This window comes from Hyphomicrobium sp. 2TAF46, assembly GCF_052114865.1.
In the GTDB taxonomy this organism is placed as follows: Bacteria; Pseudomonadota; Alphaproteobacteria; order Rhizobiales; family Hyphomicrobiaceae; genus Hyphomicrobium_B.
Genome location: NZ_JBFRFO010000001.1, coordinates 356,754 through 372,077 on the forward strand (window position 1 = coordinate 356,754; position 15,324 = coordinate 372,077).

The 15,324-nt window shown below is 63.4% G+C and carries 8 protein-coding genes; 7 read left to right on the plus strand and 1 reads right to left on the minus strand.

The annotated features are described in order from the left end of the window. The first annotated feature begins 23 nt into the window (after positions 1–23). From AB4Z24_RS01630 to AB4Z24_RS01660, 7 genes are all read left to right on the plus strand, one after another. Positions 24–2,429 carry a hypothetical protein gene (locus AB4Z24_RS01630; RefSeq protein WP_441706047.1) on the plus strand — a complete coding sequence of 802 codons (2,406 nt, stop codon included), beginning with the start codon at positions 24–26 and terminating at the stop codon, positions 2,427–2,429. Between the two features lie 164 nt (positions 2,430–2,593). After that, positions 2,594–3,169, plus strand: a complete 576-nt coding sequence (locus AB4Z24_RS01635) for a hypothetical protein (RefSeq protein ID WP_441705402.1) — start codon at positions 2,594–2,596, stop codon at positions 3,167–3,169. Positions 3,170–3,572: 403 nt separating this feature from the next. Next, positions 3,573–8,930, plus strand: coding sequence for an alpha-2-macroglobulin family protein (locus tag AB4Z24_RS01640; protein ID WP_441705404.1), 5,358 nt, complete (start codon positions 3,573–3,575; stop codon positions 8,928–8,930). A 312-nt stretch (positions 8,931–9,242) separates the two neighbouring features. Beyond that, on the plus strand, positions 9,243–11,306 hold the full coding sequence (gene pbpC / locus AB4Z24_RS01645; RefSeq protein WP_441706049.1) for a penicillin-binding protein 1C: 2,064 nt from the start codon (positions 9,243–9,245) through the stop codon (positions 11,304–11,306). Positions 11,307–11,339: 33 nt separating this feature from the next. Continuing rightward, a complete protein-coding gene (locus AB4Z24_RS01650; RefSeq protein ID WP_441705405.1) occupies positions 11,340–12,209 on the plus strand; it encodes a protein-L-isoaspartate O-methyltransferase family protein in 870 nt (289 codons plus the stop codon). A 39-nt stretch (positions 12,210–12,248) separates the two neighbouring features. Next, positions 12,249–13,355: an extracellular catalytic domain type 2 short-chain-length polyhydroxyalkanoate depolymerase gene (locus AB4Z24_RS01655; RefSeq protein WP_441705407.1), complete on the plus strand. Its 1,107-nt coding sequence runs from the start codon at positions 12,249–12,251 to the stop codon at positions 13,353–13,355. Positions 13,356–13,457: 102 nt separating this feature from the next. Then, positions 13,458–14,414 carry a hypothetical protein gene (locus tag AB4Z24_RS01660; protein ID WP_441705408.1) on the plus strand — a complete coding sequence of 319 codons (957 nt, stop codon included), beginning with the start codon at positions 13,458–13,460 and terminating at the stop codon, positions 14,412–14,414. Here AB4Z24_RS01660 and AB4Z24_RS01665 read toward each other — a convergent pair. Then, a complete protein-coding gene (locus tag AB4Z24_RS01665; protein WP_441705410.1) occupies positions 14,357–15,310 on the minus strand; it encodes a LysR substrate-binding domain-containing protein in 954 nt (317 codons plus the stop codon). The genes AB4Z24_RS01660 and AB4Z24_RS01665 overlap by 58 nt on opposite strands. Positions 15,311–15,324 lie beyond the last annotated feature (14 nt).

The following is a 15,324-nucleotide window of genomic DNA, read 5'->3' on the forward strand; positions in this document are numbered from 1 at the left end:
CAAACGGGGATGGGTTGGCGGTGATGAACCTGGATGGTCCTGAACTCGGGCGCGGGACGGGCTCGATGCGCCTCTATGCCGATGCGCGCGCCGGCGATGCACCGCAAAAGCCGCCGCGCGATTGGAAGCGTCTGATCCTCGTCATCGGCCTCGGCGCGCTGTCCTGGGTCGCGACCTACGTCGGCATGCTCGAGCTGATCGAAGCCAACATGGGCGACCTGCCGCTCGTCCATCGCGTCATCGTCGGCTTTTCCGTCGCCATGCTGATGACGATGATCATCTGGCTGCTCGACCAGCTCTTCCGCCCGCACCCCTTCACGACGAAACTCTTCTATGCGGGCGGCTACATATTCCTGTCGCTGATCTCGATCGGCTTCGGCTTTGGCTTCTATTGGAAGGTTCTCGAAAGCCGGGGCGAAGCCTCCCGCTCGGCCGAGAGCGCCGTCAGCCAAGTGCAGAATTCCTTGCACGGCGCCGAAACGCGCCTCGAACAGCTTCAGGCGACGCTGGTGCAGCTGACCCAGGTCTCGACCGACAAGGCCGAGCTCGAACGCGCGAAGGGCACGTCCTGCCCGAATTCGAAGCCGGGCGACGGTCCGCGCCGGAAAATGCGCGAAGACGATGCGCAGCGCTTTTCCTTCGCCTCCGACTTCGTAAAAGGCCGCATCGGCGCCGTCAAAGGTGACATGACGGCCCTGAACGGCGACCTGGCAAAAATCGTCTCCGCCGACGCGTCGACCTTCGATCCCAAGACCGGAACCCGCAACGAGTTCATGCGCGCGCTCGGCCGCAAGCTCGACCTCACCGTGACCGGCTTCAACGCCTTCCGGACCGACCCGCAGCTTCGCCAGATCCGCTCCGACCTCGCCGACCGCGCCGAGCGCACAACATTCGCCGACGGCAAGAACGCCGCGATCTCCTGCCCCGATCCTCAGTTGCAGATGGCGCTTCGCGGCGTCGTCAAGGCCATCGACCAGCTGCCCGAGCTGCAGAAGCCGGAAATTGCCGCCGTCGAAGGCTCCGAAGCGACGATCGAAGCCTTCCGCCGCCTGACGACGACCTTTTACGGCCTGCTCTCGTTCAAGATGCCACCCTCCGCCGACGAGCTTCGCGAACTGCAGAAGAAGGCTATCCAGTCCGTCGAAAGCCCTGACGCCGACGCCCGTGGCGCGCGTGTCTCTGCCGGCGATCAGACAGCAGGCCTCTCGAAACGCGACTACGTTCCGCTCGCCGTCGCCCTTTTCGTCGATCTTTGTCTCTTCCTCGTCTCGATGGGACAGCGCCCGGGCGGCCGCCTCGACGGCCTTGTACCGAAAATGCAGGCCGCCGAGCGCGGACCGGTTATCGAGATCCTCTCGCGCTTCAACGATATCCATCGCGACAAGCAAATCCGCGAAAACTTCGAGTTGTTCCGGCACGTCGTCTTTGACATGAACGGCGACTACTACGTCGCCGTGCCGCTCGACGCTCCGCCGCGCATGAACCCGACTGAACGCGAAAACCTGCGCGTCGAAGCGCAGCTCTTGGCCAACCTCTTCGCAAGCTTCGAAAGAGAAAAAATCTTCAAGCGCACGATGCTCCCGCTGACGGGCAGCATCCAGAAGCGCTTGCAACGCCAGGGCTCGAAGTTCGCAGGCTCGGAATCGTTCCGTGTCTACAAATTTACGAACGGCGCCTGGTCGGACATCATCCTCGGCGCCGTCATGGGCGCCGCCCGCCGCGCCGAGCGAAGCGATGCCGCGGCCGCGGTCACGCGTTCTGGCGGACGCGACGCCGATCCGCAGGTCACGACAAAGGAAACGTCCGTCCCCGAATCGAAGGCTTCATCCGCCGATGATCGCGATGAGCCGCTGGCTGCCCCGATCTTCGAACGGCCCATCCGCGCCCAGCGGGCGAACCTCGCGATCGACCCCGAACACGCGGCCCGTTTCGGCCCCTATGCCGAAATCTATCGGCCCGAACCCGAGTTTGCGCCGCAAGCCCCGCGTGTCCGCCGCCCGCCGCCAAAACCCGATCCCGAGGCGGACGTAACCGTGAAGACGGCTGCGAACAGCAACACCATTCAACCGGCGCCGATAGCACCGCCACCTCTGCCGGAGTTCCGGCCGGCGACGGTCGTCACGATCCCGCGCACGTCGCAAATCCGGAACGAAGCGGCCGCCGTCGCCCCCGACTCGTCAGAACCCCGTGCCAGCGTGACCCTCCAGCGGGAAACCGCGACCTTCTCGGTGCCCGTCGGCGAGGCGGTGATGCCGCCCTCTCTCTCAGCCGCCCTGCGCGGGTTAGACGGCCGCTGGAGCGAGCTGGAAAGCGAACCGCCAGAGGTCATCGAGGCCGGTGAACAAGTTGCAGCCCTCGGCTCAGAAATGCAGCTTTCTGAAGACGATAGGGCACTTATCCGGCGTATAGCGCCACCGGCGGCCGAATGAAAAAGACTTGGAAAGAAATAGCGATAACGCCGTTCGCCTTAAATCGAACCGACCGGCAACGCTTGTTTAACATTCTTCCTGGCTTAATGGGGCCACCGGATGCCCAGCGGGGGGCAGTTCGAAAGTCCGAAGTTTTTTGTCGGCTCAAGATAGGAATTTTTTAAATGCGCATCGCTTCGCCTTCGCGTCTCATGATGGTGGCTCGAACGGACAAGGAAGCACGCCTCAAGGACTTCATAGGGGATGGTCTTGCGCCCCGCGACGAAGGCCTGGCAGATCGGAAGTGCTTGACTGTTTTCGTTCGCAACCCGGATAGCCCGGTCGCGCGCGCGCTCTGCGCCGCCTGGTCGGAAGGCCGTATCGACGATACGCGGATCAGAATTTTGATCTGCGATACCAACTCTGAAGAACAAGCGTCGGGCGCCCTGTTCGACATTGCCCACGCCGAGTTTCGCGTTCTCGCCGATCAGAGCTTCGGCTCTGCCCACGAGCAGCTCGTCGTTGGCGAGAAGTCCGTCTGGATCGGCGATTGCCTTCGCCGCGATCCGACGAAGCGCGACGCCTTCGAACTTTTCCATCCGAACGAAGCGGCCACTGCCGTTTTCGCGACGGCATCCTTCGAGAAACTTTGGGTGCGCGGCCGCCCCTTGAAGCCCTTCAAGCCGGAGAGTGTCGCGCCTGAGATCATTGCGGTCCAATCGGGCGAGCCGGACTCGTTGCCCCGCAATCCCCGCCACTGACGGCGATCGCAGCAATCCGAAAAATACACGCACGCGTTGTCATCCTCGGCTTCATCGCCGAGGATGATTTCGTTTTAGGCCACGGCAGCGCTTCGTATCCTTCAGAAGTGCTGAAGGCCTCCGCCGGGAGCGCGACCCAAATCGTGAGCACCAAAACTTATCCCCGCCTTTTCGCGGCGTGGTAAACTGCGCCGATGCTTAGAGAAAAAGGCCGCAAGAACGCGCAAAGGCCGGCATTTCGGAATTTGCCGCCGCGCTTCGGCCGTTGGCCCCTGATGGGCTTTCGGACCCATCGTCAAATGCGATACTCAACCTCGGGCTAAGCTGAGGTGCCACTCGTGCGCCTTGCGAAGCTCTGATCGCCAGACACTTAAATCGGGCACTCAAACAGGATGCCACCCCCATGCACTTTATCGCGCGCCTTGCAGTGTTTCTCGCTCTCATGCTGGCAACGATCACGAACGTTGCCGCAACCGAGAAGCCCTTCCTGCACTCTGGGATTGCGGCCGATGCGAAACGTTATGAATCCTATCTCAAGACCAACTGGAAGCCCGATGGCAAGACGCCCGCCGCGCTGAAGTCGGAAGCCGAGAAAGTTTTCGCCACGGACCCGCGCGCAGCTTCGCGATCGCTCGCCAATGCCGTCGCCATCGACGAGAAGGATTCGAACGCCTGGACGCGCCTTGCCGAAGCCTTGCTCGCGATCAAGCCCGATCCAGACAAGGGCGGCGAACGCTACGACCTGCCGATCTATGCGTCCGGCGCCGCCTATCGCGGCTATCAGCGCGCGACGGACGACGCGCAGAAAGCGCACGCTCTTTACGTTCTCGGCCGCACGCTCGAAGCGCGCTCCTACTGGCGCCCGGCAATCGACGCGCTGAGCTTGAGCCTCTCGCTCGCCAGCGATCAGACGACGCGCGAAATGTACGACCGCCTTCGCGGCGAGTACGGCTTCCGCATGACGGACTATAAGACGGACAACGACGCGACGCCGCCGCGTCTTTGCCTCCAGTTCTCGGAAGATCTCTCGCGCACGCAAACAGACGTCGCGAAGTTCATCTCCGTTGGTGGCAAGGATCCGCAGAACCTCGTCCAGGAAGGCAAGCAGCTCTGCCTCGAAGGCCTGAAGCACGGCGAACGCTACGAAGTCCAAATTCGTGCGGGCCTTCCCTCCGACATCGGCGAGACGCTGCTGAAAAGCGCAAACATCGCCGTCTACATACCGGACCGTTCGACCGCAGTTCACTTCGGCGGCAAAGCCTACGTGCTGCCGGCGCGCGGCCAGCAGGGCATCCCCGTCCTCACGACCAATACGAAGAAGATCGCCATCGAGGTCTATCGCATCGGCGACCGCAGCCTTGCGGCGACGCTGCAGTCCGGCGACATGGCGCGCCAGCTCTCGAGCTACGACGTTGACAACATCCGCGATCGCTCCGGCATCAAGGTCTACGAAGGCCAGATGGACATCGCCTCGAAACTCAATGAAGAAGTTTCGACGGCTGTTCCGGTGACCGACGCAACGGGCAAGCTCGAACCCGGCGTCTACGTCATGGTCGCGAAGCCGACCGAGAAGCAGAAGGAAGAGAGCTACGAACGCGCCACGCAGTGGTTCATCGTTTCGGACCTCGGCCTCACGGCCTTCACCGGCAATGACGGCATTCACGCACTCGTCCGCTCGCTGACCGAAGCGACCGCCGTCGCCGGAACATCGGTCAAGCTGATCGCCCGTAACAATGAAGTACTCGCAACCGCGACAACGGATGATCGCGGCTACGCGAAGTTCGATGCGGCCCTGACGAAGGGCGAAGGCGGTGCCGCGCCCGCGATCCTAGTCGCGCAGAAGGGCGAGGGCGAATACGCCTTTCTCGATCTGACGCTCAATGCATTCGACCTTTCGGACCGTGGCGTTCAAGGCCGCGACCCGTCCGGCCCCGTGGACGCCTATGTCTATACCGAGCGCGGCGTCTACCGCGGCGGTGAGGACGTGAACGTCACCGCGCTCGTCCGCAACCAGTTCGGCAAATCTTCGTCCGTGCCGACGACGCTGATCGTCTCCCGGCCCGACGGCGTCGAGCAGACGCGCCTCGTGATGAACGATCAGGGTCTCGGCGGCCGCGCGCTTGCCGTGCGGCTTGCAAAAACCGCAATGACCGGAACATGGCGTCTCCGCCTCTATACCGATCCGAAGGCCGAGGCGATCGCCGAGAAGAGCTTCCTCGTCGAAGACTTCGTGCCCGAACGCCTCGACATGACGCTCTCGGCCAGCATCCCGGCGCTAGTGGCAGACGAAAATCAAACGATCAATGCTGACGGCCGCTATCTCTACGGCCCACCCGCCGCCGGCCTCGGCATCGAAGGCGAGGTCGTCGTCAAGGCTTCGAACAAAGACGTGCCTGGCTTTGCCGGTTACGTCTTCGGCCAGGCGGATGAACTCGTGAACCCGGCGCGTCAGCCGCTCGACGCGAGCCTGGCAATGGACAAGGACGGCAAGGCCGCCATTCCGATCGTCCTGCCGCAAATGGCGAGAACGCCGAAGCCGCTCGAAGCCGCGATCACTGTCAAGCTTCGCGAAGACGGCGGCCGCACCATCGAGCGCAAGCTCACGCTGCCCGTCGATCTGAAGCTCGAGCGCATCGGCATCAAGCCGCTGTTCGAGAACTTCACCGCCACGGAGGATCAGAACGCCGATTTCAACGTCGTACTCCTCGATGCCAACGGCAAACCGGAAGCGAACAACAATCTGACGTGGACGCTGACGCGCCTCGACACGAACTGGCAGTGGTATCGCCGCGACGGATCGTGGACCTACGAAGCCGTCACTGTGAAGCGCAAGATCGGCGGCGGGGCTCTCGCCGTCACCGCTGATGGCGCAGCTAAAATCTCGCAGCCGATCCAGTGGGGACGCTATCGCCTCGACGTGGCATCCAACGATGCCGATGGCCCGGCATCGAGCGTGCTCTTCAACGCCGGCTGGTACACGACAGGCGAAAACGTCGATAGCCCCGAACAGCTCGACGTCGCGCTCGATAAGGACAACTACAAGGCGGGCGAAACGGCGAAGCTGCGCATCGCCTCGAAGCTCGGCGGAAAAGCGCTCATCGCCGTGCTCGGCACCGGCCTCCACATGATGAAGGAAGTCGACATCGCCAAGGGCGGCGGCGAAGTTGAAATTCCGCTGTCCGGCGAATGGGGCCCCGGCGCCTATGCCACGGCCATTCTCTACCGGCCGATGGATGAAGCCCAGAAGCGCATGCCGAGCCGTGCCATTGGCGTCCGTTGGCTGCCGATCGATCAGAGCGGCAACCATCTGAAAGTGGCTGTGACGCTTCCCGAGAAGGTGAAGTCCGGCAGCACGCTGACCGTTCCGCTGAAGGTCGAAGGTCTCGCGCCCGGCGAAGACGCACGCGTCGTCGTCGCCGCAGTCGATCTCGGCATCTTGAACCTCACGCGCTACGAAACGCCGGCGCCCGAGAAGTATTTCTCCGAGCAGCAGAAGCTGGCGTTCGAGATCCGCGACTTCTACGGCAAGCTGATCGATGGCATGCACGCGGAACGCGGCAAGCTGCGCTCGGGCGGCGATGGCGGCGCGGCGCTGCAAGGCAACCCGACCGTCGAAACGGTGGTGTCGCTCTTCTCCGGTCTCGTCCAAGTCAAGGCAGACGGCACCGCAAGTGTCGACTTCGAACTTCCCGACTTCAACGGCACCGTCCGCGTGATGGCCGTCGCCTGGAGCAAGGACAAGGTCGGCCACGGCTCGGGCGATCTCATCGTCCGCGATGCGGTGGCGCTGACCGTCGCCGTCCCGCGCTTCATGACGCTCGGAGACGAAATGAACCTCGGCTTCTCTATCCACAACGTCGATGGACCTGCAGCGCCCTACAAGCTTGCGCTGTTCAAGAAGGAAGGCGACGACAGCAACGAAACGCTGACGGCGATTGCCGACAAGACCGCTGACCTCAAGAACGGCGAGCGCACGCTGCAGCGCATCGCATTCAAGCCGGCGGATCTCGGTGCATTGACGCTGAAAGCCATCGTCACCGGCCCGAACGACATTCGCGTCAAGCGTGAGATGACGTTTGAGGTCCTGCCCCCTGCTGGCGACATCAAACGCACGACGATCTCGTCGCTGAAGCCCGGTGGCAAGTTGCAGGTCACGCGCGATCTCGCACAGGATCTGATCCCGTCGCGGACACGCATCAACCTCTCTGTCGGGCCGGCAGCGCGTCTCGACGTGCCGACGCTTCTGGCTCAGCTCGACCGTTATCCCTACGGCTGCGCCGAGCAGACGGTATCGCGCGCGATGCCGCTCGTCGTCGCCAACGCGGTCGCCGCGCAAATCGGTCTCGCCGAGGACAAGGCGCTCAAGGAACGCGTGCAAGGTGCAATTGCCCGCGTCTTCGAGATGCAGGACTCGACCGGTGCCTTCGGCGTGTGGGGTCCTTCATCGACGGACCTCTGGCTGACGGCCTACGTCACGGATTTCCTGACGCGCGCCAAGGAAGCGAAGTACGACGTGCCGCGCGAGGGCTTCAATCGTGCCCTCGACAAGCTGCAGAACTTCATCGCCTATGCGTCCGACTTCGAGAAGGGTGGCGAAGATCGCGCCTACGCGCTCTACGTGCTCGCTCGCAACGGCCGCGCACCCGTCGGCGATCTCCGCTACTACGCCGACGAACGCATCGGACGGTTCTCGACGCCGCTGGCCAAAGCGCAAATCGGCGCCGCGCTCGCGATGATGGGCGACAAGGAACGCGCCGAACGGACGTTCGCGGCGGCACTTGCATCGATGCCGGATACGCCGGATAGCGGCTATCGCAGCGACTATGGCTCGACGCTTCGCGACGGTGCCGCGCTCGTGACGCTTGCCGCTGAGACCGGCATCGCTCGCGACTCGCAGCCGAAGCTCGCGACCGTCATCGCCAAAGCCTACGAGACGCGCAACTATACCTCGACGCAGGAACAGGCGTGGATGCTGCTCGCGGCGAAAGCGCTGAACGACGAGGTGAAGGCAACGACGCTCTCGATCGATGGCAAGCCCGTCAACGGCCCACTGCTCAAAGGGCTGAAGCCGGCCGAGCTGAAGGACGGCACGCTGACGATCACCAACAACGGCGACACCGCTGTCGATGCCGTGATCTCCGTCATCGGTGCCGCGCTGACGCCGGAGCCGCCCGCATCGAAAGGCTTCAAGATCGAACGTCAGGCCTACGCGCTCGACGGCAAGAAGATCGATCTGGCAAGCCTCAACGGCGGCAAGTCCGAGGTGAAGCAGAACGACCGCTTCGTCATCACCGTCAAGGTGACATCCGATGATCCGGCCGGCCGCGTCATGGTCGTCGATCGCCTGCCTGCGGGCTTCGAGATCGAAAACCCGCACTTGATCGACAGCGGCGCGATTTCCGGCCTCTCGTGGCTGAAGTCGACGGCCGACCCCGAGCACACCGAGTTCCGCGATGATCGGTTCGTGGCAGCCTTCAACTTCGCCAACGTTCGAACGACATCCGAGACAGGCGACAACGGCAGCTCGGTCGAAGGCGTCGATCAGAACTCGGTCGAAGTTCCGGACGATGGCTCGGTTGTGCTTCCCGACGGCACGGCACAGAAAAAGCCACCGCAGGTAACGGCAACGCTCGCCTACATCGTGCGCGCCGTGAACCCCGGCACGTTCGTGCACCCGGCGGCAACGGTCGAGGACATGTATCGCCCCGAACGCTACGCTCGCTCTGCCGCCGGCAAACTCACCGTCTCGGCTAAGGAGTAAACCGCAGTGCGGCTGGGCCTCAGCACGATACGCACGAAGTTATCTGCCCTCCTATCCTCCCCCCGCAAGGGGGAGGGCCGGAGCGGGGGTGATGATAAGGTTGTGCCCCCAACATCAGCCACTCTCCTCCGGCAACTCTCAGGTTTTCTTCACCTCCGCCTCTTCTCCCCTCCCCTTGACGGGGAGGGGTCGGGGGTGGGGAGCGGCCCGAGCACGATCCCCCCACCCCTAACCCCTCCCCGCAGAGGGGGAGGGGAATCCGGCCCACACTTCACGATACGCCGCTTCGCAATTGCCGCCGCGCTGACGCTGATGATCGGCACCGGCAGCGCCTACGGACTTTACCTGAAGGCCTTCGCCGACGCCGGACCGCTGCCGCTCGAGCAAGCGAAAGCGGTTTCGGTCACCGTCATTGATCGCGACGACCGCCTGCTTCGCGCCWTCACGACGACCGAAGGCAAGTGGCGGCTCCCTCTCGATCCGAAGGACGTCGATCCGCATTATCTGAAAATGCTCTTCGCATTCGAGGACAAGCGCTTCTACAGCCACCACGGCGTCGATCCGAAAGCCGTCACGCGCGCCGTCCTGCAGATGCTCCGTCACGGCCGCCTCATATCCGGCGGCTCGACGCTCACGATGCAGGTCGCGCGTCTTCTCGATGGCAAACACGAGCGCACCGCCGGCGGCAAGCTCCGCCAAATGGCACGCGCGATCGAGCTCGAGCGCACGCTGTCGAAAACCGAGATCCTGAAGCTCTACCTGCGTCTCGCCCCGTTCGGCGGCAACCTCGAAGGCGTGCGCGCGGCATCGCTCGCCTACTTCGGCAAGGAGCCGCGACACCTCTCGCTCGGAGAATGCGCGCTGCTCGTCGCGCTTCCGCAATCGCCCGAAATGCGCCGTCTCGATCGCAACCCCGAGGCCGCACGCCGCGCCCGCAATCGCGTGCTGACGCGCGCCGTGGCGGCAAATGTCATCACCGTCGCCGAAGCCGAACGCGCCAAGGCAGAACGCATTCCGGCCGTTCGTTACGCCTTCCCGATGCTCGCGCCGCATCTCTCCGAGACCGAGGCAGCCGCTCACCCCGCCGAGAGCGTCATCAAGCTGACGCTCGACCGCCCACTGCAGCAAAATCTCGAACGTCTTGCCCGCGAGCAAGCGCAAACGATCGGCGACAATGTCTCCACGGCCATCATCGTTGCCGACCACCAGACGGGCGAAATCCTCGCCGAAGTGGGCTCCGCCGATTACATGGACGCGACGCGCCACGGCGCGGTCGACATGGCGACGGCCGTTCGCTCACCGGGCTCCACGTTGAAGCCGTTCGTCTACGGTCTCGCGTTTGAAGCGGGCCTCGCACATCCCGCAACGCTGATCGAAGACCGGCCCGTGCGCTTCGGAACCTATGCGCCGAAGAATTTCGACGACGGCTATCACGGCACCGTCTCGATCCGCGAAGCGCTCGAGCAATCGCTCAACGTCCCGGCCGTACGGGTTCTGGCGCGCGTCGGACCCGGCAAACTCGCCGGCCGCTTCCGCCGCGCCGGTGTGACGGCCCGCTTTCCTGATAAGTCCGAACCGACGCTCGCGATGGCGCTCGGCGGAACGGGCCTGACGCTCGAAGAACTGACCCAGCTTTATGCGGGCCTGGCGCGCGGCGGTGACGGCATCATGCTGACGCATCGCTACGATCAGCGCGGCAAGATCTGGGGAGCGACGCACGTGAAGCCTCTCGTCAACGCGCATCGCCTGATGTCGCCCCTCGCCGCGTGGTACGTGTCCGATATTTTGAAAGACGCGCCGCCCCCGCTCAACGCCAAGGGCGGCCGCTTCGCCTACAAGACCGGCACCTCCTACGGTTATCGCGACGCGTGGGCCATCGGCTACGACGGCCGCTACGTCATCGCCGTCTGGGTCGGACGTCCGGACAATTCGTCCATTCCGGGCCTGATGGGCCGGAGCGCCGCCGCGCCGATCCTGTTCGACGCGTTCGAACGCTTGGCCGGTCCGCGCACGCCGCTTCCCGGCGCGCCCGCCAACGTCATCAGAGGTACGAACGCCGACTTGCCCGCGCCGCTCAAACGCTGGCGCGAGCCCGGCGACGACCCCGCTGCCGGCAAATTCCTGCAGCCGCCCGTCTTGATCTCGTTTCCGCCGGACCAATCCGAGATCGCAGAAACCGATCTCGACGGCGAACCCCTTGTGCTCAAGGCCGACGGCGGCGCCCTGCCGCTCACATGGCTCGTCGACGGCAAGCCCATTCCGTCCGACGCCCACACCCGTGAAGCCGTTTGGCAGCCGGAGAGCGCAGGCTTCGCCAAGCTTACGGTGATCGATGCCAATGGCCGTACCGACCGCGCATCGATCCGGTTAAGGTAAGCCCGCCCGCAACACCGCGGACAGGAGCTTGAAATGAACCTCGCAGATTTACGTCGCGTCTTCGCGCGCCAGATGCTGGCCATCGCCGGCGTAACGGGCAACGAACGGCTCGAAAACGCCTTCGCCAGCGTGTCGCGCGAAAAATTTCTCGGAATTGGCCGATGGCATATTTTGACGCCATGGTACCGTGGAGACGTTGACGAAAATGATCCGGCGCTCGTCTACCAGGACGTCGTCATCGCCCTTGACGTGGAGCGCGGCGTCAACAACGGCAGCCCGTCGCTGCACGCGCGCTGGCTTGATGTTGTCGCGCCGCGCCCGGGCGATTACGTGGCCCACATCGGCGCCGGAACCGGCTATTACTCGGCCATCATCTCCGAACTCGTCGGCCCGGAAGGCCGCGTGACGGCGGTCGAATACGACGCCGCCTGCGCCGTGAGAGCACGTGAAAATCTTGCCAGTCGCCCGAACGTCAACGTCGTGCACGCCAACGGCTGCTTCTGGCCCGAAGAAAAAGCCGATGTCGTCTACGTGAATTTCGCGATCCCCCGCCCGGCCGACCCCTGGATCGAAAATCTTAAACCCGGCGGACGGATGATCTTCCCCCTCGGCATTCCGAATTCGACCCGCTCGCACGGCCGCTCGTTGAACGGCGTCGCGATAACGGCAACACGCCGCGAAGCGGGTTACGAGGCATCGTCCGTGTGCCCGGTCTCGTTCGTTTTCGCGGAAGGACTGACGCCGGAACCCGGAAATGACGAAATCAGGAATTTGTATCGCAGCCTCAGAAGCGGCGGCTGGGAGAATGTCAAAAGTCTCGTTTGGAAGCAGCCCGCCGATAGTGCAGATTGCTGGTACGTTGGACCCGATTGGGCCCTGAGCTACACCGCCATTGCCTCCTGAACCTTTTTCTCGCGTCCTATATTCGGAATTCGATCGCCCATGAGACGCCACCGCGCCGCAACCGGGAAATATCTGCTTGTGCTCGCCCTGATTGCAGCGCCGCTGGCGTCGGGCGGCTGCAACGAGTCCGCAGAGGAAAAGGCGGCATCCGGCCGAACGCTTCCGGCGCTCGGTGCCAAGACCGACGAAACCTCCGTCTCGGGTATTTCATCCGGCGCTTACATGGCCGGACAATTCCAGATGGCGCACGCCAAACGCGTTGCAGGCGCCGGCATCATCGCGGGGGGACCTTACGGCTGCTCCGAAAGCATATTCGCCGGCACGCTTCCGGGCACCGGCACCGCGATCCTGAACCTTTCGAAAGCCGTCAACGGCTGCATGCTCGACCTTCTCGGCGTCTGGGGCGTCTCCGACCCGCAGGAACTTGCAACGAAGGCCAAAGAGCGCGCGGAGAAAGGCGAAATCGATCCGATCGCCGACGTCGTCAGAGACCGCATCTATCTCTTCACGGGAACAGCCGACCGCACCGTCGCATCATCGATCGTGCAGCACGCGGCGACGTTCTACGAAAAACTCGGCGTTCCCCAATCGAACATCGAACTCGTTGCGAACGTGCCCGCCGGCCATGCCTTTGTGACAGACGGCGAAGGCAGCGCCTGCGGAACCTCGGGCGAGCCCTACGTCGTCAATTGCAATTACGATCAGGCCGGCGCGCTGCTCAAGCAGATCTACGGCAGCCTCGAGCCGCGCGCCGCAACGCCAGCCGGTGATTTCATCAATTTCGACCAACGCCCGTTCTTTCGGCAGGACGACAGCACCGGACTCGCCGAAACCGGCGTCGTCTACGTTCCGAAATCCTGCAAGGAGCAGCCGGGCTGCCGCGTTCATATTGCCTTCCACGGCTGCTCGCAGAATCGCGAAGCCGTCGGCGACACGTTCATAAAGGAATCCGGCTTCGCCCGTTGGGCCGATACGAACCGGCTCATCGTCCTATTTCCACAAACGGCGGATTCCTCCATAAACCCGCAAGGGTGCTGGGATTGGTGGGGTTACACGGGGCCGAAGTATCTCACGCGCGATGCGCCGCAGATTGCCGCAGTGAACCGCATGCTCGATGCCTTGCAAGCGCCGGGAGGAGGCGCATAAACCTCAACGGCGAGTGGTGAATGCGCCTTAGGGGTGCCTGCATCGCCTGCCAGCGCGACGGAAGCCGCCGCTTCAGCGCGGCGAAATGGGGGGAAGTCCATAATGCTCGCACGCGAACGCCTTTTTGCGCCCCTCCTGTCCATGCCGGCGTCGGTGCCGTGGCCGCAACCCGCTGGCATAAGGCGAACGCTCGAAATCGCGGCGGCAGTCGCGACGATGGGATGCCTCATCATGGCGGCCGCGCTGCCGAACGATCGTGACAACGCCTCGTCGAGAGCCTCCGGTGGCATTCCCGTTTCGACCGCCCTCCAACCCGGCCGCGAAACCGATTTCGGCGCCTACCTTGGCGCGCCCTATCATGTTCCGAGCGACTTTCATCTCGTGAAGAAGGGCGTCACCGACCTCACGATCAAGAACGTCAACTGGTACACGCACCCGTTCGAAAACCCGCTCTACTACGGCATCCGCCTGCAACGCTGGTTCACGGGTCGCTTCGGCTCGATGATCGACTTCACCCATTCAAAGGTTTACGCGCCGCTCGACGAGGAAGCGCCTTTCGAAGGCACGTTCGATGGCAAACCGCTGCCGCCGACGGCGAAGCCTAAAGACTATTTCAAAAAGCTCGAATGGACGCACGGCCATAACATGCTGACGCTCAACGGCCTGATCCGTCTGCCGTCGCTCGGAATTGTTTCGCCCTACTTCGGTGCCGGTGCCGGATTGTCGTTTCCGCATTCGGAAATCCATCCGAAGACCGACCCGTCACGAACCTACGAATACCAATACACCGGCCCTGCCGGCCAAGCGCTCTTTGGCCTCGAGTTCCGCCTACCAACCGGCTCCGTCTTCGTCGAATACAAATTCACGTTGGCCGATTACTGGGGCCCGCTCACAGGTCGCGACGGAACGTGGTTCCCGATCGACATGTTGAACCAGTTCTCACGCTGGTGGAAAGGCGAGGAGCCCCCGAACGGCTGGGCTGGCGCGCGCCTGACGAGCCATCAGGTAATCGGCGGCTTCCTCACACGCTTCGTGCCGAAAACCGCCGGCGCGAGGTAAGCAGCAAGCTTCGCTGCGAACGTCCGAACTTCGGCGGCAAGCCACGTTTCAAAAACGGCTGCGGCTTCCGAAGTTTTCGCGCCTGCACGGCTGACGAGATAGTAGCCCTGCCGTGACGTGACGACATCGAACGGACGCACGAGCCGCTTCGCGAGAAGCGCATCGCCCGCCTGAATCTGATCGCAGAGCGCGAAGCCTTGTCCCGCTTCCGCTGCTGCCAGCGCAAGATCGCCGTTGAGCGTTGGACCCGAAGGCACAACCACGCCGGAAATTCCCGCCGCCGCAAGCCACGCATTCCAGCACTCCTTCGCAGTCTCCTGGATCAGAAGGCCGCCATCCAAATCCAGCGGCGCCGCAAGAGGATTGTCCGCCAGGAATTTCGGACTGGAAACGAGCATGAGTTCCGCGTCGGCGAGCTTCCGTGCATCGACACCGCTCCATTCGCCGTTACCAAAGCGGATACCGAGATCGACGTCCTCTTTGGCGAAATCGACGAGCCGGTGGCCCGGATCGAGGACAATATCGATCCCCGGATGAAGCTCCGTGAACTTTCCGAGCCGCGGCACCAGCCAGAGCGCCGCGAACGAAACGTCCGACGTCACCACCAATCGCTTCCGCCGCCGTGACGGACGCGCGAAACGGCTCGACGCGGCCGCGATCAGATCGAAACCCTTCGTCAAATCCTGAGCCAGAGATTGCCCGGCTTCCGTCAGCACCACGCCCCGGCCCGTCCTCTCGAAGAGGGGCGTTCGAAATTGAGATTCCAGCGTGCGGACATGACGGCTGATCGCAGCGTGCGTGACGTTGAGTTCGATAGCCGCGCGCGAAAAGCTCGAAAGCCGCGCGGCGGCTTCGAACGCTTTCAGAGCATTGAGCGGCGGCAGTCTGCGGACCATGCCTGATGTAACAA

Coding starts and splice junctions, on each gene's coding strand:
- AB4Z24_RS01665 (WP_441705410.1), bottom strand. CDS start 15,310: ATGGTCCGCAGACTGCCGCCGCTCAATGCTCTGAAAGCGTTCGAAGCC.
- AB4Z24_RS01640 (WP_441705404.1), top strand. CDS start 3,573: ATGCACTTTATCGCGCGCCTTGCAGTGTTTCTCGCTCTCATGCTGGCA.
- AB4Z24_RS01650 (WP_441705405.1), top strand. CDS start 11,340: ATGAACCTCGCAGATTTACGTCGCGTCTTCGCGCGCCAGATGCTGGCC.
- AB4Z24_RS01660 (WP_441705408.1), top strand. CDS start 13,458: ATGCTCGCACGCGAACGCCTTTTTGCGCCCCTCCTGTCCATGCCGGCG.
- AB4Z24_RS01630 (WP_441706047.1), top strand. CDS start 24: ATGAACCTGGATGGTCCTGAACTCGGGCGCGGGACGGGCTCGATGCGC.
- AB4Z24_RS01655 (WP_441705407.1), top strand. CDS start 12,249: ATGAGACGCCACCGCGCCGCAACCGGGAAATATCTGCTTGTGCTCGCC.
- AB4Z24_RS01635 (WP_441705402.1), top strand. CDS start 2,594: ATGCGCATCGCTTCGCCTTCGCGTCTCATGATGGTGGCTCGAACGGAC.